The following is a 22,407-nucleotide window of genomic DNA, read 5'->3' on the forward strand; positions in this document are numbered from 1 at the left end:
ACGCACCTCGCATTATGCTAGCTATTCGAGGACAAATACACGCTGAATGCCAAAGTTCAGCCACAAAAAAGTGAACAGCGACATGTCTAATACGACTCACGCCATTAGTACTTCCGAAATGGCCGAAAGTCCTACTCAAAACGGAGCACCGACGCTCTTTCAACAACTTCAACTGACGAATCCAACATTTCAAATGAGTAGCGCCTTTTTCATAGCCTTTGTGTTCTTAGCGCTAACGAATACCTCTTTACTCTCAAATTGGGTCAATCAAGGTTTTGCACTAGCGACCGAATACTTTGGAGCATATTGGCAAGTTCTTCTGCTTGCAAACTTCATTGTTGGACTCTATTTAGCCGTATCTCGCAGCGGGAGTGTGCGATTGGGTGGACTGCTCACCCCAGAGATAAGCACATTTAAGTGGATCTCTATCATTTTATGTACACTACTGGCTGGTGGTGGCGTGTTCTGGGCTGCTGCTGAGCCAATCGCCCACTTCGTAACTGCCCCCCCTTTGTATGGCGAAGCGCCCCCTATCGAAGCCGCCATCAATGCTTTGTCTCAGTCGTTTCTGCATTGGGGCTTTTTGGCCTGGGCTATTCTTGGTTGCCTGTCTTCCGTTGTGTTGATGCACCTGCATTACGACAAAGGCCTACCACTCAAACCGCGAACCTTGCTCTACCCGATATTTGGACAACGAGCCATAACTGGTTCACTCGGAAACATCATTGATACTGCCTGCATCATTGCAGTGGCTGCTGGTACCATCGGCCCGATCGGTTTTTTAGGGCTGCAAATCAGTTACGCGTTGAATGCTTTGTTTGGTATCTCGGATGGATTTACGACTCAGACCATGGTGATCCTATTCGCCGTCGCTATGTACACGCTTTCTGCGCTTAGTGGTGTTAGTAAAGGCATTCAAATTGTGAGTCGATACAATATCATTCTCTCAGTAGTTTTGATCGGCTTCATTCTGCTGTTTGGCCCCACTCAATTTATTATTGATGGTTACTTACAAGGGGTAGGAGGTATGCTCGATAACTTTGTCGTGATGGCCCTCTATCGAGCAGACACAGACTGGCTTAGTTGGTGGACCGTTTTCTTTTGGGGTTGGTTTATCGGCTACGGGCCAATGATGGCCATATTTATCACTCGTATTTCACGTGGTCGAAGTATCCGACAACTCGTTCTTTCAGTCAGCATTGTCGCGCCGTTAGTGACGTGTTTTTGGTTTACCGCAATTGGCGGCAGTGGACTCGCATTTGAAATTGCCAACCCAGGCGTCATCTCACAAGCGTTTGAAGGCTTTAATTTACCTGCAGTACTGCTTGCTATTACAGATCAACTGCCGCTTTCGACACCGATTGCATTGCTATTTCTAATACTGACCACCACGTTTATTATCACCACCGGAGATTCCATGACGTACACCATCAGTATGGTCATCAGCGGAGAGAAAGAGCCCAACGCGATATTACGAGCATTCTGGGGCATCACTATGGGCTTAGTCGCCATCGCCCTAATCGCCATGGGTAAGGGCGGCATCAACGCACTGCAATCGTTTATCGTTGTGACTGCGGTACCCGTCTCTTTTGTTCTTCTCCCTAGCATCTGGTTTGGAAGAAAATACGCGCAAACCATGATGTATGAGCAAGGCTTAAAATAGAACGCCTAAACGCTTTTATCCAGTGACACTAATCCGTTGTCATATAAAGATAAACTGAAAGCGCTCCAATCGGAGCGCTTTGTTTAATTGATGTCTTTATTCCCAATCAAGAATAACCTTCCCAGAAGCCCCGCTACGCATGGCGTCAAAGCCTTTTTGGAAGTCATCGACCTTGAAGTGGTGAGTGATGATTGGCGTCAGATCTAGGCCTGATTGAATCAGGCTTGCCATCTTGTACCAAGTCTCAAACATTTCTCGGCCGTAGATGCCTTTGATGACCAGGCCCTTGAAGATCACTTGGTTCCAGTCGATGCCCATGTCCGATGGTGGAATACCGAGTAATGCGATACGTCCACCGTGGTTCATTGTTTTAAGCATTGAGTTGAAGGCAGATGGGTTGCCAGACATCTCAAGACCGACGTCAAAACCTTCGGTCATGCCAAGCTCTGACATAACGTCTTCCAGTTTTTGTTCGGCAACGTTCACCGCGCGAGTGACGCCCATTTTGCGCGCCAGTTCTAAGCGGTATTCGTTAACGTCTGTGATCACGACATGACGAGCACCAACGTGACGCGCGACGGCCGCCGCCATAATGCCAATTGGGCCAGCGCCAGTGATAAGCACATCTTCACCGACGAGATCAAAAGAGAGCGCCGTGTGAACCGCGTTACCAAACGGGTCAAAGATTGAAGCAAGATCATCAGAAATGCCTTCAGGGATCTTGAATGCATTGAACGCAGGGATCACTAGGTATTCAGCAAACGCACCTTCGCGGTTCACACCCACACCAATCGTGTTGCGGCACAGGTGCGTACGACCACCACGACAGTTGCGACAGTGACCACAGGTGATATGGCCTTCGCCCGACACACGGTCACCAATTTCAAAACCGCGAACTTCTTGGCCAATCGCCACCACTTCACCCACGTACTCGTGACCAACGACCATAGGTACGGGAATGGTATTTTGTGACCACTCATCCCAGTTGTAGATATGGACATCAGTTCCGCAGATGGCGGTCTTTTTAATTTTGATCAGGATATCGTTGTGGCCAACCTCAGGTTTGTCCACTTCCGTCATCCAAATGCCTTCTTCAGGCTTAAGTTTAGAGAGTGCTTTGATTTTCATTATTGGATGATCTCCATCTCACGGCCCACTTCAATGAAGGCGTCGATCGCACGATCCAGTTGCTCACGAGAATGCGCCGCAGACATTTGCGTACGGATGCGAGCTTGACCTTTAGGTACCACAGGGAACGAGAAACCAATGACGTAAATGCCCTTCGCCAAGGCGCGTTCAGCGAACTCTGCCGCTACTTTGGCATCGCCTAACATGATTGGGATGATCGCATGATCCGCGCCGCCCATCGTAAAGCCAGCCGCTTCCATACGCGCACGGAAATGTGCGGCGTTGTCCCACAAACGCTCGCGCAGATCACCGCTCTCTTTCAACAGGTCAAGCACACGAAGTGACGCACTGACAATCGCTGGCGCGACAGAGTTTGAGAACAAGTATGGACGTGAGCGTTGACGCAGCCATTCAATCACTTCTTTCTTACCTGACGTGTAACCGCCTGACGCGCCGCCCATCGCTTTACCCAGTGTACCTGTGATGATATCAATGCGATCCACAACGTCGTGATACTCATGAGTACCGGCGCCGGTTTTGCCCATAAAGCCAACGGCGTGAGAGTCGTCGACCATCGTCAATGCGCCGTATTTATCCGCCAGATCACAGATAGCCGGAAGGTTAGCGACCACGCCATCCATCGAGAACACACCGTCGGTCACGATCAAGATGTGGCGAGCGCCCGCTTCTTTTGCGGCAATCAGCTGCTCTTCAAGCTCTTGCATGTTGTTGTTGGAGTAACGGAAACGCATCGCTTTACACAAACGAACACCATCAATGATCGAGGCATGGTTCAGCGCGTCAGAGATGATCGCATCTTCTTTACCCAGAATGGTTTCAAACAGGCCCGCATTCGCATCAAAACATGAGGTGTATAGGATGGTGTCTTCTTTACCTAAAAACTGAGACAGTTTTTGCTCCAGTTGTTTATGGATGTCTTGCGTACCACAGATGAAGCGTACCGATGCCATACCAAAGCCGTGCTCATCCATACCCGCTTTACCCGCCTCGATGAGATCTGGGTGGTTGGCGAGTCCTAAGTAGTTGTTTGCACAGAAGTTAAGCACTTCTTCGCCCGTTGAGATTTTAACGGCGGCTTGCTGCTGAGACGTAATGATTCGCTCCGCTTTGTAAAGGCCTTCCGCCTTTACTTCTTCGATTTGATCTTGAATTTGTTGATAGAATGCAGAAGACATTGCTGTTTCCTTTCGCGTTATGGTTAGCCTAAGTGTAATCCATCGTCTTCACTTCCATTATCCATAGGCACGGAAAAACATATTTGCCTCTGGGGCACAGATAAGGCAGTTTTGTGAACTCTGTTGGTTCAGCGCTCAATCACGCTCTGATACACTAGCGGTCATCGCTGCTACACCGAGTTCTTGATCTTGTTTGATACCCGACTACTAACACTACTGCCAGATTTAGCCTCGTTTATTCTTGTTGTCGAGGAGGGCAGCTTCACCGCGGCCGCCAAGCAACTTGGCGTCACCCCTTCTGCGCTCAGTAAATTGGTGACTAGGCTAGAAAAATCACTCTCGACCAAGCTGTTTGAGAGAACCACACGCTCATTGATCATCACACCTACAGGGCAACAGGTTTATGACCAAGCGATTGTGATGGTCAATGCCGCTCGCCAGGCGGTGGACTTGTCGAGCTCTGATCACAGTGAGCCCACAGGGCCACTTGTGGTCGCGGCGCCAGAGGCGTTTCTTAACTCGGTCTTGCAACCATTTGTGGCGCCCTTTTTAAAAGCCTACCCCGATATTCAGCTCAAACTGCGCGCCGCCGATGGCGAAATAGACTTATTGCGCGATCGCATTGACATCGCTTTCAAACTGACCGACAAACCGGATGAGAATTTGGTCCTCAAAGAGATGGGGAAAACACACCTGCAATTGTGCGCGAGCCCGGACTATCTCAGCGCACATGGCGTGCCGACGCACCCAACTGAGCTCGCGAACCACAGCTGTCTCTATTTGGCTGAAACCGACAAAGACCACGTTTGGGATTTCTTCAAAGAGGACGAATACCACTCCGTTGCCGTGAGCGGACGCTACGCCGTCAATCATTCGCAGATGCGTTTAAATGGAGTCAAACAAGGGATTGGAATCGGGATTTTTCACGATTTCGTCATCGCGGACGCGATTGAATGTGGTGAGGTCATCGCGGTGCTGCCCGAGTGGACGATAAAGAGTAACTACCATGGCGCGGTGGCGATGCAATATCCGCAAACCAAGTATATGCCCGCAAGATTGCGGGCATTCATCGATTATGTCAGCGACGCACTGAAAGAGAAATTAGCGCGTTAGCCAAACAACTTACTCCAGATGCTTGGATTGCGTTTGTCGTGATATTCGATGCGAAGATCGTCGACGCGTTTCAACTGTGTCTTAGCGCGGACAAGATCGCCACTTGCCAATGACTGCTGTACCTCCCCAAGCGCTTGAGATAGCGCTTGAAAACCTTCTTGGTACACCTCCACTTTCTCGGGTGGGTACTCGCCTTGCTTAGCTTGCTCCACCAGCGAAGTGAGCGCCCCAACCGCTGTTTGCATCTCGACCACATCACTGGCTTGCGCCGCGTGACGAAACTCCACTTTCATTTGCTTCATCACGGCCTTGAGATCGCCGCCCGAGGCCCAAACTTGGCACGCAACCAACAAACTCAGCGCTGCTATTAACTTTCTCATTTTATTCTACTTATTGGATTTAAAACGCCATTGTAAGCGATGGTTTAAGGGGTGAAATAGGAAAAGTGTTGCGAGTTATAAATGAGCAAACTCACGACGTTTTTTTGCATGTTTCGCAGATTGGCTAATACTTAAAAGAATTCTTATAGAGGGAACTTCATGAGTCGACGCCGCTATTCACTGTCCATCCACATTACGAGTCTGTTTTTGGTGTTGACCACGCTCGTGGGCGCGGTACTTATCGGTATCAGCTATAAGCACTCTCAAGACTTATTAACCGAGAGCGCCAAGGAGCTCAGCAGTGAAAATGGCGCTAAATTGGAGACCACCTTCCAAAATCGCGCAGGGCCTATCCTGACCACGTTAGATTTCATGTCGATGAGTGAAGTGATTGAGTCGGCCGACGCACCGGTTGACCAAACCCGCTTCATCGCATCCCTCGCGATCATCTTTCAGCGCAACCCAGAATTGGTCGCCTTGTATTACGCCAGTGAACAGGGAGATCTCAATGTCCTTCGTCCACTTCGCACCAATGCGGACCGTGAGCGTTTTGATGCCCCTGATAAAGCAACATTGATGATTAACTCGATGGCCGTCAGCGGTAAAAACGATGTCCATTTCTTAAACGGTCGCCATGTTTTGATCCAATCGATTGAAAACAATGACAACGATTTTGATCCTCGAGTGAGACCTTGGTTTGTCAACGCAAGCTCAGACGGTGATATTCGCTTAACGGAACCCTATTTTTTTTACTTTCTTAAAATCAGCGGCGTGACGTTGTCACGAAGATCGCCCGACGGCCAATTTGTTGTTGGCGCGGATTTCACTCTAGACTCCCTCTCTCAACAAGTCAGCACCATGGGGTATTCTGAACAAACACGCCTGCTGTTACTCGATAGCCAATTCAATGTCTTAGCGCACCACCAATTAGAAGTAACGTTGCCCGAACTAAGCGACTCCGTCACTCAATCTGATATCAACGGCGTACTGGAACAGAGTGTGTTTGCGCCAGTTCTGGGCCGTGTGTCATCGCAAATCATCTATGAGGCGCTCGAAAACGGCGGTATTGATTGGTCCGTGACCTTAACTCCCGTCGAGTTAAACAACCAGACGCGACTGCTGCTTGCCGAAGCCATCCCACAACATGATATTCTCGCTTCGCTGCTTTCGATGCGAGACAGACAAGTACAAGTGGCAATCTTTATGCTGATTGTCAGTTTTGTGGTCATCTGGCTCGTGTCTAAACGCATTACCAATCCATTATTGACGCTGGTCACTCTGACTAGCAACATCGCACGCTTCGACTTTAAAAAGACCCGCTACCCTAAGAGTGTGATCAAAGAGGTAGCCAATCTCACCAAATCCATTGAGCTGATGGAACATACTCTGCATGACTTACTTCGTCTACTGCGTGAAACGGCCAGTAACCGAGATTTTTCCCTGCTGGCGAAGACCATTACTCACCAAAGCTATATGGTCACCAAAGCGGAAACCATCGTGCTCTATACACTGGACAACAAGGACGCTTCCTTCTCGATTGCCGCCAATCACGCGATTATCCCGTTCAAAGTCGATATCAACGAGTTCCTCTCAAACACCCCCTGGATGCAGAAAGACTTAGAGAAAGGCGAAATTATCCATCTCACCCGTGGGGACAACGCCATCGCAAAATACAGCGAATCACTGTTTAACACCGATATCTATTTCTTCCCAATGCACAACAAAAACAAGAAATTGGTCGGCATTTTGTTGTTGGGGTACGAACGCCCCATCCCCCCTGAACAGAGTGATAAACATGCGTTTTTAAAAGAGCTGTTAAGCTTTGCCGAAATTGCCAAAGAAAACATCACGCAGATGGAGCAACAAAAAGAGATGCTCAATGCGTTTGTCGCCCTGATTGCATCGGCTATCGATACAAAGTCGCCTTATACAGGCGGACACTGTCAGCGCATCCCAACACTGGCAAACTTGTTGACCAAAGTGGCAGACAAAGATAAACGCTATTTTGCCGATTTTTCAATGGGCAAAGATCAATGGGAAGCGCTTAATCTCGCCGCTTGGTTACATGATTGTGGCAAAGTGACCACGCCAGAATATGTGGTCGATAAAGCCACCAAGCTCGAAACCATCTATGACCGAATCCATGAAGTCAGAATGCGTTTTGAGCTATTGAAAGTGCAGGCTGAAGTTGACTGCTTGCAATCGATTCTCAATGGTGAGGAGAAAGAAAAGGCAGAACAAATATTGACTCAGCGCCACCAGCAGTTGGATGACGATTTCTACTTCGTCGCAGAGTGCAACTTAGGTGGTGAATCCATGACCGACGAAGCCATTGAACGCTTGGAGCAGATCGCGAAAATCGAATGGGTACGTACCTTAGATGATCAAGCAGGTACCTCCTGGATAGAACGCGAACGCGCGGGAGATCCTACGCCACTGCCCATCAAAGAGAAACTGCTCGCCGATAAGCCCGTACATAAGGTGGGCTGGGGGGTGGGTGTCAACCCGAAAGATCAGTGGGCACAAGCGTTCATTCTCGATCCCGGCGAGCTGAAATACAATCGTGGCGAGCTATTCAACTTATCCATTCGCCGAGGCACGCTCAACGATGAAGAGCGCTTCATCATCAACGATCACATCATACAAACCATCACTATGCTGAACCGTCTGCCCTACCCAGAACACTTGCAACAAGTGCCTGAAATTGCCGGTGGACACCATGAGCGAATGGACGGTAAAGGCTATCCACTTGGCTTGACGGGCGAGCAGCTCTCCGTGCCTGCTCGGGTGATGGCAATTGCCGATGTCTTCGAGGCGTTGACCTCATCAGACCGACCTTACAAAAAAGGCAAGACGCTGGACGAGTCGATCAATATCATGACCTCGATGGCCACCAGCGGTCATATCGATCCTAAGCTTTATCTGCTGTTTTTAGAGCACCAGATCGATCAAGAATACGCCAGCGCCTACCTTCACCCTTCGCAAATCAGTGAGTTTGATCGTGAGGCGCATATTCAGAAGGTGAAAGCCTACATCAAAGCGTCTCCCTGATAAGGCACGGCGTACTCCACTACAAAGTGAGATCTGGCACGACGAATCATTACCTACAAAACGCAGTTTTGAAGCAGGAACTCCAATATAGGTCTACGCTAGAGCTATAAGGTATTGTATTTAAGCGGATAAATTGAATGAAGAAACGCCGGTATTCCCTGACCATTCACATCACCAGTCTCTTTTTGGCACTAACGTCAATCGCTGCGATCATACTGGTGTTCACCAGTTACCAGCATTCACAAGGGCTGCTCAACAAGAGCGCGGAAGAGCTGTCAAACGAAAACAGCGCAAAGCTCGAAATCACATTTGAAAGTGCCACTGCACCGATTTTTACTTCGTTAGATTTTATTGCCAATGGCGATAGCCTCAATCGAGGTATGGCGTTGCACCAAAATCGCGGCTTGATTGCCTCTCTGGTGACGACGTTCGAGAAAAACCCTGAGATGGTGGGGATGTACTATGCCAGTCAAGAGGGTGATATGAACGTCATCCGCCTTTTTAAGGACGCAGCAGACGCAGAGCGCTTTGGCGCACCAAGCCATGCGAAAGTGATGGTTCATGAGATGGGTGTCGATGGAAAAAACAACCTCTACTTCCTTGATTCATCCCTCAAGATACTGACTGAGCGTCTTAAACAGGATAACCAATTTGATCCACGCGTTCGTCCTTGGTTTAAAAACACCCGCCAAGATGGCACGATTCAGCTGACTGAGCCTTACTTTTTCTATGAACTCAAAACCACCGGTGTGACGCTTTCAAGGCGATCCGCTAATGGCCAGTTTGTCATCGGTGCCGACTTTACCCTAGATTCACTGTCGCGAAAGTTGCATTCAATGGCGCTCTCTGAACATACTAAACTCATACTATTTGATCGAAAGTTCAACGTGCTTGCTCATCACAATCTCGGTACCGTATTCCCAGAACAATCCAGCCGGTACGAGGAGGTTCACGACACTATCCGAGAAACCGTGTTTAACCCAATATTCAACCGCTTCTCCGATGGCGTGGTGTATAAAACAGTAGAGAGTGAGGGCCTTGAATGGTCGATAACACTTGTCCCTGTGATGCTTAATAAAGACATCAAACTTCGATTAGCGGAAGCGACCCCGCACGATGACCTGCTAGGTTCATTGATTTCGATGCGAGACAAGCAAATTCAGGTGGCGATCATGATGCTGGTCATGAGCCTGTGTATCATCTGGTTTGTCTCGCAAAAAATTTCGACACCACTGAAAACGCTCATTACCCTAACCAGTAATATCACCCGTTTTGAGTTTAAAAAAACGCGCTATCCCTCCAGCATCATCAAAGAGGTCTCGAACTTAACGGCCTCTATCCAATTGATGGAGCACACGCTACATGACATGTTGACCTTACTGCGTGACACGGCCAGTAACCGAGATTTCGCGCTTCTATCAAAAACCCTGTGTAAACAGAGCTATCAGCTGACTAAAGCCGAAAGCGTTGTGCTCTTTACCAGTAAAAGTAACAGTGAAGACGATTTCGAACTGGCAACCAGCACATCCATCATCCCGTTTAAATTAGAGATCAACGCCTTTATTCATGCGATTGACGGGCTAAAAGCCAAGTTAGAGCAAGGCCAGATCGTCCACTTGCAGCGCCACCAAGCAGCGCTGCAGGGCATCGCCAATCGTCTCTACACTTCGGACGTTTATCTATTCCCCATTCACAACAAAAATAAAAAGCTGGTCGGGCTGTTACTGCTCGGTTATGAACGACGCATTACCGCCGAGCAGAGCGACAAACACGCCTTCTTAAAAGAACTGCTCAGTTTTGCTGAAATTGCCAAAGAGAACATCACCCAAATTGAGCAGCAAAAAGAGATGCTCAATGGCTTTATCTCTTTGATTGCCTCTGCGATTGATACCAAATCCCCTTACACGGGCAGTCACTGCCAACGCATTCCTGAACTGGCGAATGTCCTGACACAGGTGGCCCACAATGACGGCCGCTATTTCCCCGAATTTAAGATGGAAGACGACCAATGGGAGGCGCTTCATCTCGCGGCTTGGCTGCACGATTGTGGGAAAGTCACCACTCCGGAATACGTGGTCGATAAAGCGACAAAACTGGAAACCATTTACGATCGCATCCACGAGATTCGCATGCGCTTTGAGCTGCTCAAGTCCGACGCCAACACCGAATATTGGCAGAGCATTGCGAACGGCGTTGAGATTGCCGAGGCACAAGCGCAGTTAGAGCGGACTCATCGCGAGCTTGATGATGACTTTGAGTTTGTCGCACAGTGCAATTTAGGCAGTGAGTTTATGACCGACGATGCGGTCGCGAGACTAGAGCGCATCGCCGGTAAGGAGTGGACTCGCACGCTCGATGACCAATTAGGTATCTCTTGGATTGAGAAAGATCGCGCGGGCCCCAAAACGCCACTGCCCGCCAAAGAAAAATTGCTCGCAGACAAGCAAGTACACAAAGTGAGTTGGGGTGAAGGCGTCAATCCAAAGCAGCATTGGTCAAAAGACTTTGTCCTTGAACCTGGGGAGCTGAAGTTTAATCAGGGTGAGCTGTATAACTTGTCTATCAAGCGCGGCACCTTGAATGACGACGAGCGCTTTTTGATCAACGATCACGTGATTCAAACCATCAACATGCTCAATCGCCTCCCCTATCCCGATCATTTGAAACAGGTGCCAGAGATTGCCGGAGGACACCACGAGAGAATGGATGGCAAAGGTTATCCATTGGGGCTTAAGGGAGAGGCGTTGTCGATTCCGGCTCGCGTGATGGCCATTGCGGACGTATTCGAAGCGCTTACCTCTTCAGACAGACCTTACAAAAAAGGCAAAACACTCGACGAGTCGATCAAGATAATGACATCGATGGCGACCAGCGGGCATATTGACCCGCAACTCTACCTGCTGTTTTTGGAACACGAAGTGGACCAGTACTACGCAAACCACTACCTTCCTGCCTCGCAACATAGCGAGTTTGATAGAAAGGGGCACATTCAAAAAGTCAAAGCGTACCTTAGCGAACTCGCTTAGCGGGATCGCGCGCGCTTGGGGCAGTTATCGCAATAGCTGCCGCTTTCACATTTATAGACCTGGCAGCAACTGATGCGATGCATGTTCAGTGCCCCATCGTCATCCAAATAGAGTTGCTGTGCCGCTCTAGGGCGTAATTGAAACGCCGACAACCATAACTCAGCGTGTGTTTTGGCTTCTTCTAAGGTTAAAGTCGGCTCAAAACGTGACAATTTAACCAGACAGTTGAGCAGTGCATCACTCATCAGCGATTGAGTAAACCCCGGTCTAATTCGGGTAAATGACTCAATGTCTTGGCGGTAAACCTCAAACAACGCCGACAAGGTCCGCCCCGCAAGCTCAATCAATTTAGGTAACTCGCCATGTTGATGTGCTTGGGTCTCAAATGAAAATCCCGCGATCCAGTGACCATCAACGGTTTGTGCCATCGAGTCAAATTGAGGTACCCCTCGACACGCGTAGACGGCAACAAATGCCACAAACATTGGCTGCCAACACACCAAATCCCAGGTTCGGGTTATCCAGTAGCCATTTCCAGCGCTTGTGTGTTGCTCACTCAGTCTATGATATAGCGCACCGAGCAAACGTCGATTCTGTTCTGTTTGTTGGGGTAACAGTTGCTCGCACTCAGGTACACTCACCTTGCCATCTAACAAGGGCGTGACGTGTTTGCAATTCTCAAAAAGCGCATGAAAAAAGGGATCGAGCGATTCAATATCCAGCGCACTGCTGCCTAAGGCATTCAATTTTGCATTCATTTCTTGGTTCAAAAGCAGCCCAATTGGGCTGCTTGATACTGTTGGATTTAACCCACCGTTAGCCAGAACGTGGAATAACTCGGTTAGAACTCGTAATTCACATTGAGTTCAATCGAGCGCTCTTCACCATACCAGCAGTTCGCGTCGTCATAACAAGTGTAGCTCTCTTCATCAAAGAGGTTGTTCACAACAAGATTGGCCACGGCGCCGTAAAGTGACTCACTCATTGCGCCAAGATCATACCCCAAAGAGAGATCCACCAAGGTATAAGCGGGTACTTTTTCGCCGGTGTTATACGCATCTCTTTGCATCGCACCGACATAACGAACACCCCCGCCAACACGCGCGCCGGCCAACGGGCCATCGTACAAATAGTAATTTGTCCATAGATTGGCCGTGTGCTCTGGCACGTAAATCGGCGTCGTTCCCACTAAGGCACTGTCGACATCCTCTGTCACTTCCATATCCATGTAGGTGTAGCCCGCATTAAGATCCCAAGCGCTTGTGACCAACCAGCGGCCTTCTAGCTCAAGGCCCTGAGAACGCACTTCTCCTAGCTGAATCTTCGCGCGGTAGCTAGGGTCATTAGGGTCATAAGAGACCGCATCTTGCTTAGTAATGTGGAAGTAAGACGCCGTCATGCTCTGCGCGCCATCGTGTGATTGGTACTTAACCCCGACCTCAACTTGCTCACCGAGCTGAGGTTCAAGCGCATTACCGTCGATGTCTGTGCCTGAGGCAGGCTCAAAACTGGTTGCAAAACTCGCAAACGGGGAAAGGCCATTGTGAAACTCATACAACGCCCCAACGCGATAAGAAAATTGGTGGTGGTCAGCTGTATCGACGGTGTCACTCCCAGTGGTGCTGGTTTTGTGGTCACTCGATTCGAAGCGGTCATAGCGTCCACCCGCCAGCAGTACCCAATCGGCCAATCGAACTTGGTCTTGAAGGTAGAAGCCCAGTTGTTCGGTCTCAATCTTGTGGGTTTCGTCATACACCTCTGTCAACGCGTTTCTGTCTAACAGCGCGTTGTTGGGGCGAAAAACATTGAATCCATAGAACTCGGCGTTTGCAGCGTATTCACGATAGATGGAGTCCCCTTTGAGTTTGAGGTAATCGATGCCAAACAGCAGGTTGTGCTGCGCCTGCCCGACCGTCACTAAGCCAGACAATTGGTTGTCAATCACAAATGACTGCGATGATTCGTCCGTATCGTAAATGTTTCGGCTCATAGCGCCAGTGGACGCATCGAAACTCGTGGCTCTGTGGTAGGTATTTTCCTGATATAGGGAGGCATCGGCGTAGCGTGCGTTTTGTAGGAAGGTCCATTGATGGTTAATGTCGTGATTGACTTTATAACCGAGCATAAACACTTCACGCTCAAACTGACTCCAATTGACATCGCCTGCCGAGGTGGACGGTGACGTTGAACCGTTGGCGTTGCTGTCAATCATTCCCGACGCGGGCAGCGCTGAGTTGATCCCCATGTTCGGATCTTTTTGGTAGTACATGTTGAGGTTAATTAACGTCCGCTCGCTAGCTTGCCAATCAATCGACGGTGCAATCACGTAGCGCTCTTCCTCTGCATTATCGACTTGACTGTCTCGTTTACGAGCAAGGGCCACCAAGCGATAAGAGACATCACTCTCACCGATTTGCCCCGTCGTATCGAGCGAGGTTTCCATCAGGTTTCTGGTTCCTGTCGCGACACTCAAACGCGTTTGGCTCTGCTGCTGCGGCGATTTAGCAATCATATTCACCATCCCGCCCGGCGGCATGGAACCGTACAACACAGAGGTAGGGCCTTTGAAAATTTCCACCTGTTGCAGTGCAATAGGATCGATTTGTGGTTGCAAGTTCCATCCTGTTAGATAGGGAAGCTTAAGCCCATCATAATAGCTCTCACTGTTGGCAAAACCACGAATCGAGAAGGTGTCGTACATAGTGACCGACGCCCCTTTTTTCTCTGTGACGACGCCAGGGGCGTATCGGAGCGCCTGATTCAAGGATTTGACACCGCGTTGCTCCAACTGCTCTGATTCAATCGTGGTGATCCCTTGCGGGGTTTCCTCTGGTTCTAACGCAGTTTTAGTGGCCGTGTTACGATACGCTTCGCCCAGAACGGTGATGGTGTCCATCGTTGAAGCGTCTCCGCCTTCGGCAGCGTAAAGGGGCGAAGAAAACGCTGAAATGAGCGCCAACGTCAATGTCGAGCGCTGAAAGTGAGTGATAGATTGCATATTGTCCTCAATTACCCATGCCTATCTTAATAAGAATTAATATCATTTGCATTCTAAATTTTTTAATTGGGTAAAAGTTAACAATTTGGTGCAAAGTCACCGACTTTTGTTTGGCAGTGTTTTATTCGCTGCGAGCGCGCAATTCAGTCGGAGGAGGGAAAAAGAGAAAAAGGAGTGGAAGTCAGCGGACTGCGCCTTATCGCAACTCGATTGGCAACCAATACTCCATTTCTGCACTTGGCGATTCAGAGTAATAGTGAGCTGGATACACTTCCAGTTCAAAGCCATCAACTCCGCGGTAGTTTGAGCTAGGTAACCAATTGAGAATAAACCACTCTAGGGTGTCCGGTAGCCCACGAATCGAACCTTTATGTGTGACTACCGCATAAGTTTGAGCCGGAACGGACAGAGTACTCAACGTAGATGAGTGCGCCCTATCTGGAATTTGCCGTGCATCGCAAAGCTCAACCCCTGCCCAATAAGTCAGTGGCGCGGCATCAAATTGAGCGTGCTTAGTATCGACCACCCCTACCCTCTGCCATTGGTCAGTGGAGTCTTGCAGCGCCTGTTCAAGCTGCTGCCACAACAGTGGGACTTGCGTGGCGAAGTTGGGCTGCGGTGAAAACAACCCACTGATGTGACCGTGACTGCCGCGAACATAAAATGCGGGCTTAGATTCGACTCGAATATGGACAAACGCAGGCTGATTGCCAAACTGATACGCTGTATCTCTATCCGAGGAAGACTGCAGAGGCTTTCTTAACCCTGTGCGTTTACCTGCCTGCCGATACGCTCTTGGACTGACGCCAAACTTGTGTTTAAACGCGCGGCTAAAGCTGACTTCCGAGCCAAAACCGAGCGCATAGCCGATATCAATGACCTTATCCTCACCATCGATCAAACGTTCAGCCGCTTCACTGAGCTTTAGCTCTCGTACATAATTGGCCACTGTCGTGCCCGTCTCGTTTTGAAAAACGCGTTGCAACTGCCAACGTGACCAGCAACTCTGCTGAGCCAATTCATCCAGCGTCATCGGATCTTCGATGTGGTGGTGAATGTAATCCAACACCTTACTGATCCGCTGAAATACGGCCATCGATTTATCTTGTTTGCTGTCGTTGCTCATCGCTCATCTTTATCAATGCCTGGTTCGCGAAGTGTCTCACATTCTATGAGCGCTGCAAATATGTGCTCTAGCTAGCCCAAATGACCATAGTCAACCTGACTCTTAATCTCATCACCTCTTGGTCCGCTCTGTTTGGTTTTTGCGCAATCGTTTTCGAGCTCATAGCGAACGCCGCCTTACCGGTTACTGTTCTTTTTTCTGCTTATTCAATTATTTAATAAATTAGTCTGACAAATATTAATCGATTGCCTTCTCAATAGTTGATGTATGTCAAATTGTCGTAGACAATACCCTGCCGTTTCAAACGCCTAGAAAGTAAGTGGCACTCCCTATTGTGATGATAGGTAGCACCGATTTTCTATTTATTCGCTGCGCTGATAATTTGGCGCAACAGATTTAAGACCCTTGTTTCTAAAGGAAAGATGATGGTAATACCAGAAAACAGCAGCATCGTGATTTTTGGTGCTTCGGGAGATTTAACATACCGTAAGCTGATCCCCGCGTTATACCACCTGTATGCGAACAAGCAGCTTCCAGAGAACTTTGCCATTTTGGGTGTAAGTCGTACTGAATACAGTGATGAATCGTACCGTGATAAACTGAAGCGCTCTCTACAAGAGATGGAAAAGACGGTTCCTGAGACGCTCGATGCCTTCATCAACCATCTTCATTACCAAGCGATCAATACCTCAGACAGCACCGATTACAGCAAATTGGTCTCCCGTCTGGATGACCTTTCCAATCAGTACCAGTTCGAGCAACGCAATACGCTCTTCTACCTTGCGACACCGCCAAGTTTATACAGTGTCATCCCAGCCAGCCTTGCTGAACATGGGTTGAACAATGAAGAAGACGGCTGGAAACGCTTGATCATCGAAAAGCCATTCGGCTATGACCTAGAGTCTGCGCAAAAGCTGGACAAAGAGATCCACGAGCATTTTCAAGAGCACCAGATTTACCGCATTGACCACTACCTAGGAAAAGAGACGGTACAAAACCTACTGGTGTTCCGCTTCTCTAATGCGATGTTCGAACCCTTGTGGAACCGCAACTTTATCGACTACGTCGAGATCACTGGCGCCGAGTTCCTCGGTGTTGAAGAACGTGGTGGCTATTACGATGGTTCTGGCGCTGTGCGTGATATGTTCCAAAACCACCTGCTGCAAGTGTTAGCGATGGTAGGAATGGAGCCGCCAGCACAAATCAACGCTGATTCCATGCGTGATGAAGTGGTGAAAGTTCTGCAGTGCCTCAAACCGTTAGACGAAGACGCGCTGCGCAATGATTTGGTGTTGGGTCAGTACACAGCATCTGAAGTCCGTGGCCAGCACCTATTGGGTTACCGCGAAGAAAATGGCGTTGCCGACGACTCGCGCACGGAAACCTACATTGGTCTAAAAGCTTACATCAATAACTGGCGCTGGAATGGTGTGCCTTTTTACGTACGTACGGGCAAACGTCTTCCTACTCGCGTGACTGAAGTGGTCATTCACTTTAAACAGACGCCGCATCCAGTATTTGGTCAAAATGCACCAGAAAACAAACTCATCATTCGAATTCAGCCTGACGAAGGCATTCAGATGAGCTTTGGTCTCAAAGAGCCAGGTGCAGGCTTTAAAGCGAAAGAAGTGAAAATGAACTTCCACTACGCCGACCTGCAAGAGACCCAAATGCTGACGGCTTATGAGCGTCTTCTGCTTGATGCCTTAAATGGAGATGCTACTCTATTTGCCCGTAGCGATGCGGTTGAAGCGTGTTGGAAGTACGTTCAACCGATTCTCGACTTCAAACAAGATCCACAAGCACTGTTTGGTTACGCTTGTGGTACTTGGGGGCCAAAAGAGTCTGATGACTTGTTAGCACGAAACAACCGTGCATGGCGCTTCCCATGTAAAAACCTGACAGATACGGACTACTGCGAACTATGATCAATCACAAGATCCACTCAACCGCGCAGCAGGTGGTAGAAAGCCTTGCCAACGATATGAAATCGTACAGCGAGCTTGGCCGACCTGTTCACATTTCACTTTCCGGCGGCAGCACCCCTAAGATGCTGTTTAACCTGTTGGCCCAGGCCCCATACGCGGATACCATCACTTGGCAAAACCTCCACTTCTGGTGGGGAGACGAACGCTGCGTTGCTCCGGATGACGCGGAAAGCAACTACGGCGAAGCAAACGCCTTGCTATTTAGCAAAGTGAACCTGCCTGCTGAAAACATCCACCGTATTCGCGGCGAAAATGACGCCGAGCAGGAAGCGCTGCGCTTTGCCAACGAAATGGCAGAGGTTATCCCGTGTGAAAACGGTACACCCGTGTTTGATTGGATTCTATTGGGTGTTGGCGCCGACGGCCACACTGCCTCTTTATTCCCGGGTCAAACCAACTATGCGGATGAGAACTTGTCTGTTGTCGCTTCTCATCCTGAATCTGGCCAACTTCGCGTGTCAAAAACCGCTAAAGTGCTAGAAGCAGCAAAACGAATCAGCTACCTCGTTCTTGGCTCAGGTAAAGTTGATATCGTGCACGAAATTCACACCACTCCAGCAAGCGAACTGCCTTATCCCGCGGCGAAAATTCAGTCGAAAGCGGGTGAGACGGAGTGGTACTTAGATTCTGACGCAGCGGCGAAAATCGCATAACGCGGTTGCTCGTCCAACGAGAACATATTGGAGAGAAATAATGAAAGGTGATATCGGTGTTATTGGCCTAGCGGTAATGGGTCAAAACCTTATCCTCAACATGAACGACCACGGCTTTAAAGTGGTGGCTCACAACCGTACTGCTGCGAAAGTAGACGAGTTTCTAGAAGGCCCAGCGAAGGGTACCAACATTATTGGTGCTTACTCACTTGAAGAGTTGGTTGAGAAACTCGAAACGCCACGTAAAGTGATGCTGATGGTTCGTGCTGGTGACGTTGTTGACACTTTCATCGACAACCTAATCCCACTTCTAGACGAAGGTGACATCATCATCGATGGTGGTAACACTAACTACCCAGACACTAACCGCCGCGTAGCGCACTGCCGTGAGCAAGGCATTCACTTCATCGGTACTGGTGTATCTGGCGGTGAAGAAGGCGCTCGTTTCGGTCCTTCAATCATGCCTGGTGGCGCGGCGGAAGCTTGGGAAGCGGTTAAGCCTATCTTCCAAGGTATCTCAGCAAAAACTGATGCTGGTGAACCTTGCTGTGATTGGGTTGGTAACGACGGTGCTGGTCACTTCGTTAAGATGGTACACAACGGCATCGAATACGGCGACATGCAGCTTATCACTGAAGCTTACCAGTTCATGAAAGACGGTCTTGGTATGTCTGCTGACGAGATGCAAGCGGTATTTGCAGATTGGAACAAGACTGAGCTCGACAGCTACCTGGTTGAAATCACGGCTGACATTCTTGGCTACAAAGATGAAGACGGTGAGCCTCTCGTTGAGAAGATCCTAGACACAGCAGGCCAAAAAGGTACGGGTAAGTGGACAGGTATCAATGCCCTAGACCTAGGTATTCCACTGACACTTATCTCTGAGTCAGTATTCTCTCGCTGTCTATCTGCACTAAAAGACCAGCGTGTTGAAGCTGAGAAGCTGTTCGGCAAAACAATCACACCAGTTGAAGGTGACAAGCAAGAGTGGGTCGACGCACTTCGTCAAGCGCTACTAGCGTCTAAGATCATCTCTTACGCTCAAGGCTTCATGCTAATGCGCGAAGCATCAAACGAAAACGGCTGGGATCTTAACTACGGTAACGTAGCACTCATGTGGCGCGGTGGTTGTATCATCCGCTCGGCATTCCTAGGCAACATCCGTGATGCGTACGAAGCGAACCCAGACATTGCATTCCTAGGTTCTGACGAGTACTTCAAAAACATCCTACAAAGCAGCCTAACGGCATGGCGTAAAGTGGCAGCGAAATCTCTAGAGTCAGGCATCCCAATGCCATGTACGACTTCTGCGCTATCTTTCCTAGACGGTTACACAACGGCTCGTCTACCAGCGAACCTGCTGCAAGCTCAGCGTGATTACTTCGGTGCGCACACTTACGAGCGTATCGACCGTGAGCGTGGTGAATTCTTCCACACTAACTGGACAGGTACAGGCGGTGATACCGCATCGACCACTTACGATGTGTAACCTGTAGCGCAACCATTGAATCGGGCGCGAAAGCGCCCTTTTTTTGTTGGCTCATCCCGTTGATAGATGAGGTTGGGTGATCTCATCCCCTCATCTACGCCTACAATTAAAAAAGTGTGGATGATGTCACACCTTGACCACTCACCTAAATTGGAGTGGCAATATTTACTAAGTAGGGCTCAATTATGACTATTAACAAACTCTTTGTATTTGTTCCATCGGATGTTGAACAAGCAAATAACAAGGATAATAGAGTAATTTCTGATAAAGAGACTGAGCGTCAGGCACTAGTAAAACAAGCCCAACAACAAGGCGGGCTACAAGGCTAAAAAAACGTAAGAGCGCCATTCGGCGCTCTTATTTTTTTAATCCAAAACTTACTCATCAGCTATGACGTGAATCCACTTGGGTTCTTCTAGGTAAGGCCATCCGACGTTACACTGGGCACATTCGCATGTGCCCATTTTCATCTGGCCACTTGAGCAATGCTAGAGTGATCTTTCTGAGGATTGACGCGCTTTCTTCACGTCATCCCAATACAGTACTCCACTAGCCACCAGCGCTAAAAGTGACACCGTAAACAGTGCCGGCATACTCAAAATCCATGCAAATACCGCTGCGAGAAAAGCCACAAAACAGATCATACGGCTGCTCGACATCACGCGACCTAGTTTTCTACTCATAACGCCTCCTATCACTGGAAAGAAATGGGGAAACTGGGTCATATCGGTGACAGATGCCCCGTCATGAGTACAGGTAGAGAGTGGCAGAAAGGGAGATAAATTAACCTAAAACAAGCTCAAAATAGCTTTAAATGTGATCATGGCAGTCAGAACAACACAAAGCGCATCACCACTCGTCGATAGGCCAATATACATCAATAAAGAAGTACACCGTCATGATCAAGCTAGACAACGCAACGAAACGCTTCACTGTTTGCTGCGCTACTCGCCTAGACACACGTGCCGCCAAATACCCGCCGCTTAGTGTACCCATCATGACCGCTATACCACGTGGCCAGTCTATTGCCCCTTCAGCGACAAAAATAACGATCGCCACCAAAGAGACCGCCGAAGAAATCAGCAGTTTAAGACCGTTCATTTGATTAATATTTTGATAGCCTGCTAACACAAGGTAGCTTAATACAATCACGCCAAGCCCTGCATTGAAGAAACCGCCATACGCCGCGACGAAAACCAAAAACAGCGTCAAGATGACGCTTTTAAGTCGAACTTCTCGAGTCGGATGTGTCGCCAGACGTGACGCCCATGCGCTAATGTGATGACCATAAATAAACAGCAAGGTAGCAAACAGCAGCAGCCACGGAATTGCACCAAGAAACTGCTGCTCTGAGACACTCAATAACAACCAAGCACCTAACGCTCCGCCGAGTAGACTGCCCAGAACAATTCGAATAATGTGTTTTTTTTCAGAAGCGATGTCTTCACGAAATCCATAGGTGCCACTGAGATAACCCGCACAAGCGGCAAAGGTATTGGTGGCGTTTGCAACAATTGGCGGCACGCCAACAAACATCAGCGCAGGAAAAGTGATAAAACTGCCACCCCCAGCGACGCTATTGAGTATTCCCCCCAACACGCCAGCGACGAACAACACTGCCCAATCCATACCACTCCAACCTTCGCTGCAAAAAGCATAATCTAACCAGTTTTCGAGGCGAGCCCAAGTAAAGAGCAACGAAACTGTGCGTTGGCTAACTTAGACCAAGGTATTGATTTCTCGCTGTTAATGTTCATCGAATTGACAGTGCAATCTCCTTCCACTCCTGGATTTCTTGTCGATAGTGCGCAGTCTGATCAGGGGTCATGCTGTTGATAATGGTCACCAGGTAACGTCTCGACAGCTGCTGGTTGTATTCAATTTTTTGCTCTAAATCGGCGCTATAGAGCTTGTCTGGAGTATCCATCAACGATTGCAGTTTAGGTTGGAAGAGTGAAGGTTCGACACGTACAGCAAGTAAGGCATTGAGCTCAACACGCATACGCGTCTGATGCGTGACCCAATCTTGATTGGTCAGTGTCATGTCCGCAACCCATTGATCAACCATCAGCTGCTGTTCATCGGTTAAGTCACCGATCCAAGTTTCGATATTCTCTTCTATACGCGTTTTGTATCGTTGCCGAATCGCTTGTTCAGAAAGGTCTTGGTAACGTTTTTTGTACTGGGTGTGCTTTACTCGAATATTGTCCATAAGCTCTTCGACTTGCTCATCGGACAGTTGGCTGGCCAGTTCGTAGAGTTCTGGCGTCACCTTTGCGACCAAGCGAGTCGTGTGCGCCTCGAGCTTCTGCTGCTCAGAGATCAGATCATCGACAGTAAACGTGGCTGGCTCAATCGCCATCAACTCATCCAAGTGTTGAATATAATGTGGGATCTCTTGCTCACGGTGCCACTGGCTCAAGGTGGCAATCTTCTCGCTTGCGAGGGACTCTTGGTCATCATCCAGTTCAACGTAGTCTTGTAAGTAACGTACCAACAACCAATCCATATTGTTGTACACAAACTTAGTACTGCACCCCACTAAGCCGAGCGCGATCAAAAGCATCAGTCCAAATTTCTTCATTGCGGTTTCCTT

General features: G+C 48.9%; 17 protein-coding genes. 8 read left to right on the top strand and 9 right to left on the bottom strand.

What is annotated here, in order from left to right; all coding sequences use genetic code 11:
* The first annotated feature begins 82 nt into the window (after positions 1 to 82).
* Positions 83 to 1,663, top strand: coding sequence for a BCCT family transporter (locus tag AC6R03_RS12680; RefSeq protein WP_500632016.1), 1,581 nt, complete (start codon positions 83 to 85; stop codon positions 1,661 to 1,663).
* 96 nt (positions 1,664 to 1,759) lie between these two features.
* Here AC6R03_RS12680 and tdh read toward each other — a convergent pair whose 3' ends face one another.
* Together tdh and AC6R03_RS12690 are read right to left on the bottom strand one after the other, a co-directional pair.
* Positions 1,760 to 2,791 carry an L-threonine 3-dehydrogenase gene (tdh, locus tag AC6R03_RS12685; protein ID WP_500626967.1) on the bottom strand — a complete coding sequence of 344 codons (1,032 nt, stop codon included), beginning with the start codon at positions 2,789 to 2,791 and terminating at the stop codon, positions 1,760 to 1,762.
* Positions 2,791 to 3,987, bottom strand: a complete 1,197-nt coding sequence (locus AC6R03_RS12690; RefSeq protein ID WP_487901586.1) for a glycine C-acetyltransferase — start codon at positions 3,985 to 3,987, stop codon at positions 2,791 to 2,793. The genes tdh and AC6R03_RS12690 overlap by 1 nt, the downstream gene beginning before the upstream one ends.
* A gap of 189 nt (positions 3,988 to 4,176) precedes the next feature.
* Between AC6R03_RS12690 and AC6R03_RS12695 the strand changes: the two genes are divergently transcribed.
* Positions 4,177 to 5,100: a LysR family transcriptional regulator gene (locus AC6R03_RS12695; protein ID WP_487901587.1), complete on the top strand. Its 924-nt coding sequence runs from the start codon at positions 4,177 to 4,179 to the stop codon at positions 5,098 to 5,100.
* Here AC6R03_RS12695 and AC6R03_RS12700 read toward each other — a convergent pair.
* Positions 5,097 to 5,480, bottom strand: coding sequence for a cytochrome b562 (locus AC6R03_RS12700; protein ID WP_500632017.1), 384 nt, complete (start codon positions 5,478 to 5,480; stop codon positions 5,097 to 5,099). The two genes, AC6R03_RS12695 and AC6R03_RS12700, sit on opposite strands and share 4 nt — an antisense overlap.
* 159 nt (positions 5,481 to 5,639) lie before the next feature.
* On the opposite strand from AC6R03_RS12700, the gene AC6R03_RS12705 reads away from it, so the two are divergent.
* Together AC6R03_RS12705 and AC6R03_RS12710 are read left to right on the top strand one after the other, a co-directional pair.
* Complete coding sequence (locus AC6R03_RS12705; RefSeq protein WP_500632018.1) at positions 5,640 to 8,531, top strand: HD domain-containing phosphohydrolase; 2,892 nt, start codon at positions 5,640 to 5,642, stop codon at positions 8,529 to 8,531.
* A gap of 137 nt (positions 8,532 to 8,668) precedes the next feature.
* Positions 8,669 to 11,557 (top strand): HD domain-containing phosphohydrolase, encoded by a 2,889-nt coding sequence (locus AC6R03_RS12710; RefSeq protein WP_500632019.1) that lies wholly within the window; start codon positions 8,669 to 8,671, stop codon positions 11,555 to 11,557.
* Here the strand turns inward: AC6R03_RS12710 and AC6R03_RS12715 are convergent.
* The 3 genes from AC6R03_RS12715 to AC6R03_RS12725 all read right to left on the bottom strand — a co-directional run bounded on the left by AC6R03_RS12715 (position 11,554) and on the right by AC6R03_RS12725 (position 15,681).
* Complete coding sequence (locus AC6R03_RS12715; RefSeq protein WP_500632020.1) at positions 11,554 to 12,315, bottom strand: siderophore ferric iron reductase; 762 nt, start codon at positions 12,313 to 12,315, stop codon at positions 11,554 to 11,556. The two genes, AC6R03_RS12710 and AC6R03_RS12715, sit on opposite strands and share 4 nt — an antisense overlap.
* 83 nt (positions 12,316 to 12,398) lie before the next feature.
* Positions 12,399 to 14,555 carry a TonB-dependent siderophore receptor gene (locus AC6R03_RS12720; protein ID WP_500632021.1) on the bottom strand — a complete coding sequence of 719 codons (2,157 nt, stop codon included), beginning with the start codon at positions 14,553 to 14,555 and terminating at the stop codon, positions 12,399 to 12,401.
* A 196-nt stretch (positions 14,556 to 14,751) separates the two neighbouring features.
* The gene (locus AC6R03_RS12725) at positions 14,752 to 15,681 is read right to left on the bottom strand and encodes a GyrI-like domain-containing protein (protein ID WP_500632022.1); all 930 of its coding nucleotides are present in this window, start codon (positions 15,679 to 15,681) and stop codon (positions 14,752 to 14,754) included.
* 425 nt (positions 15,682 to 16,106) lie between these two features.
* On the opposite strand from AC6R03_RS12725, the gene zwf reads away from it, so the two are divergent.
* The 4 genes from zwf to AC6R03_RS12745 all read left to right on the top strand — a co-directional run bounded on the left by zwf (position 16,107) and on the right by AC6R03_RS12745 (position 20,140).
* On the top strand, positions 16,107 to 17,609 hold the full coding sequence (gene zwf / locus AC6R03_RS12730) for a glucose-6-phosphate dehydrogenase (RefSeq protein ID WP_334552192.1): 1,503 nt from the start codon (positions 16,107 to 16,109) through the stop codon (positions 17,607 to 17,609).
* On the top strand, positions 17,606 to 18,322 hold the full coding sequence (gene pgl / locus AC6R03_RS12735; RefSeq protein WP_500632023.1) for a 6-phosphogluconolactonase: 717 nt from the start codon (positions 17,606 to 17,608) through the stop codon (positions 18,320 to 18,322). Before zwf ends, pgl begins: the two co-directional genes overlap by 4 nt.
* A gap of 40 nt (positions 18,323 to 18,362) precedes the next feature.
* Positions 18,363 to 19,811, top strand: coding sequence for a decarboxylating NADP(+)-dependent phosphogluconate dehydrogenase (gene gnd, locus AC6R03_RS12740; RefSeq protein ID WP_500632024.1), 1,449 nt, complete (start codon positions 18,363 to 18,365; stop codon positions 19,809 to 19,811).
* Positions 19,812 to 19,996: 185 nt separating this feature from the next.
* Positions 19,997 to 20,140 (top strand): hypothetical protein, encoded by a 144-nt coding sequence (locus AC6R03_RS12745; RefSeq protein ID WP_500632025.1) that lies wholly within the window; start codon positions 19,997 to 19,999, stop codon positions 20,138 to 20,140.
* Between the two features lie 159 nt (positions 20,141 to 20,299).
* On the opposite strand, the gene AC6R03_RS12750 is transcribed toward AC6R03_RS12745, so the two are convergent.
* The 3 genes from AC6R03_RS12750 to AC6R03_RS12760 form a co-directional block, all read right to left on the bottom strand.
* Complete coding sequence (locus tag AC6R03_RS12750) at positions 20,300 to 20,494, bottom strand: hypothetical protein (RefSeq protein ID WP_500632026.1); 195 nt, start codon at positions 20,492 to 20,494, stop codon at positions 20,300 to 20,302.
* A gap of 166 nt (positions 20,495 to 20,660) precedes the next feature.
* Positions 20,661 to 21,440 carry a sulfite exporter TauE/SafE family protein gene (locus AC6R03_RS12755; RefSeq protein ID WP_500632027.1) on the bottom strand — a complete coding sequence of 260 codons (780 nt, stop codon included), beginning with the start codon at positions 21,438 to 21,440 and terminating at the stop codon, positions 20,661 to 20,663.
* A 124-nt stretch (positions 21,441 to 21,564) separates the two neighbouring features.
* Entirely contained in the window at positions 21,565 to 22,395 is an 831-nt protein-coding gene (locus AC6R03_RS12760) for a DUF6279 family lipoprotein (RefSeq protein ID WP_500632028.1), read from the bottom strand.
* Between the last annotated feature and the right edge of the window lie 12 nt (positions 22,396 to 22,407).

It is taken from the genome of Vibrio sp. R10-SG-ISO4 (genome assembly GCF_059834135.1).

Bases quoted from the DNA above. Each gene is read 5' to 3' on its own strand.
- AC6R03_RS12680 (WP_500632016.1), top strand. From the start codon at position 83: ATGTCTAATACGACTCACGCCATTAGTACTTCCGAAATGGCCGAAAGT.
- tdh (WP_500626967.1), bottom strand. From the start codon at position 2,791: ATGAAAATCAAAGCACTCTCTAAACTTAAGCCTGAAGAAGGCATTTGG.
- AC6R03_RS12690 (WP_487901586.1), bottom strand. From the start codon at position 3,987: ATGTCTTCTGCATTCTATCAACAAATTCAAGATCAAATCGAAGAAGTA.
- AC6R03_RS12700 (WP_500632017.1), bottom strand. From the start codon at position 5,480: ATGAGAAAGTTAATAGCAGCGCTGAGTTTGTTGGTTGCGTGCCAAGTT.
- AC6R03_RS12705 (WP_500632018.1), top strand. From the start codon at position 5,640: ATGAGTCGACGCCGCTATTCACTGTCCATCCACATTACGAGTCTGTTT.
- AC6R03_RS12710 (WP_500632019.1), top strand. From the start codon at position 8,669: ATGAAGAAACGCCGGTATTCCCTGACCATTCACATCACCAGTCTCTTT.
- AC6R03_RS12715 (WP_500632020.1), bottom strand. From the start codon at position 12,315: ATGAATGCAAAATTGAATGCCTTAGGCAGCAGTGCGCTGGATATTGAA.
- AC6R03_RS12720 (WP_500632021.1), bottom strand. From the start codon at position 14,555: ATGCAATCTATCACTCACTTTCAGCGCTCGACATTGACGTTGGCGCTC.
- AC6R03_RS12725 (WP_500632022.1), bottom strand. From the start codon at position 15,681: ATGAGCAACGACAGCAAACAAGATAAATCGATGGCCGTATTTCAGCGG.
- zwf (WP_334552192.1), top strand. From the start codon at position 16,107: ATGGTAATACCAGAAAACAGCAGCATCGTGATTTTTGGTGCTTCGGGA.
- pgl (WP_500632023.1), top strand. From the start codon at position 17,606: ATGATCAATCACAAGATCCACTCAACCGCGCAGCAGGTGGTAGAAAGC.
- gnd (WP_500632024.1), top strand. From the start codon at position 18,363: ATGAAAGGTGATATCGGTGTTATTGGCCTAGCGGTAATGGGTCAAAAC.
- AC6R03_RS12745 (WP_500632025.1), top strand. From the start codon at position 19,997: ATGACTATTAACAAACTCTTTGTATTTGTTCCATCGGATGTTGAACAA.
- AC6R03_RS12750 (WP_500632026.1), bottom strand. From the start codon at position 20,494: ATGAGTAGAAAACTAGGTCGCGTGATGTCGAGCAGCCGTATGATCTGT.
- AC6R03_RS12755 (WP_500632027.1), bottom strand. From the start codon at position 21,440: ATGGATTGGGCAGTGTTGTTCGTCGCTGGCGTGTTGGGGGGAATACTC.
- AC6R03_RS12760 (WP_500632028.1), bottom strand. From the start codon at position 22,395: ATGAAGAAATTTGGACTGATGCTTTTGATCGCGCTCGGCTTAGTGGGG.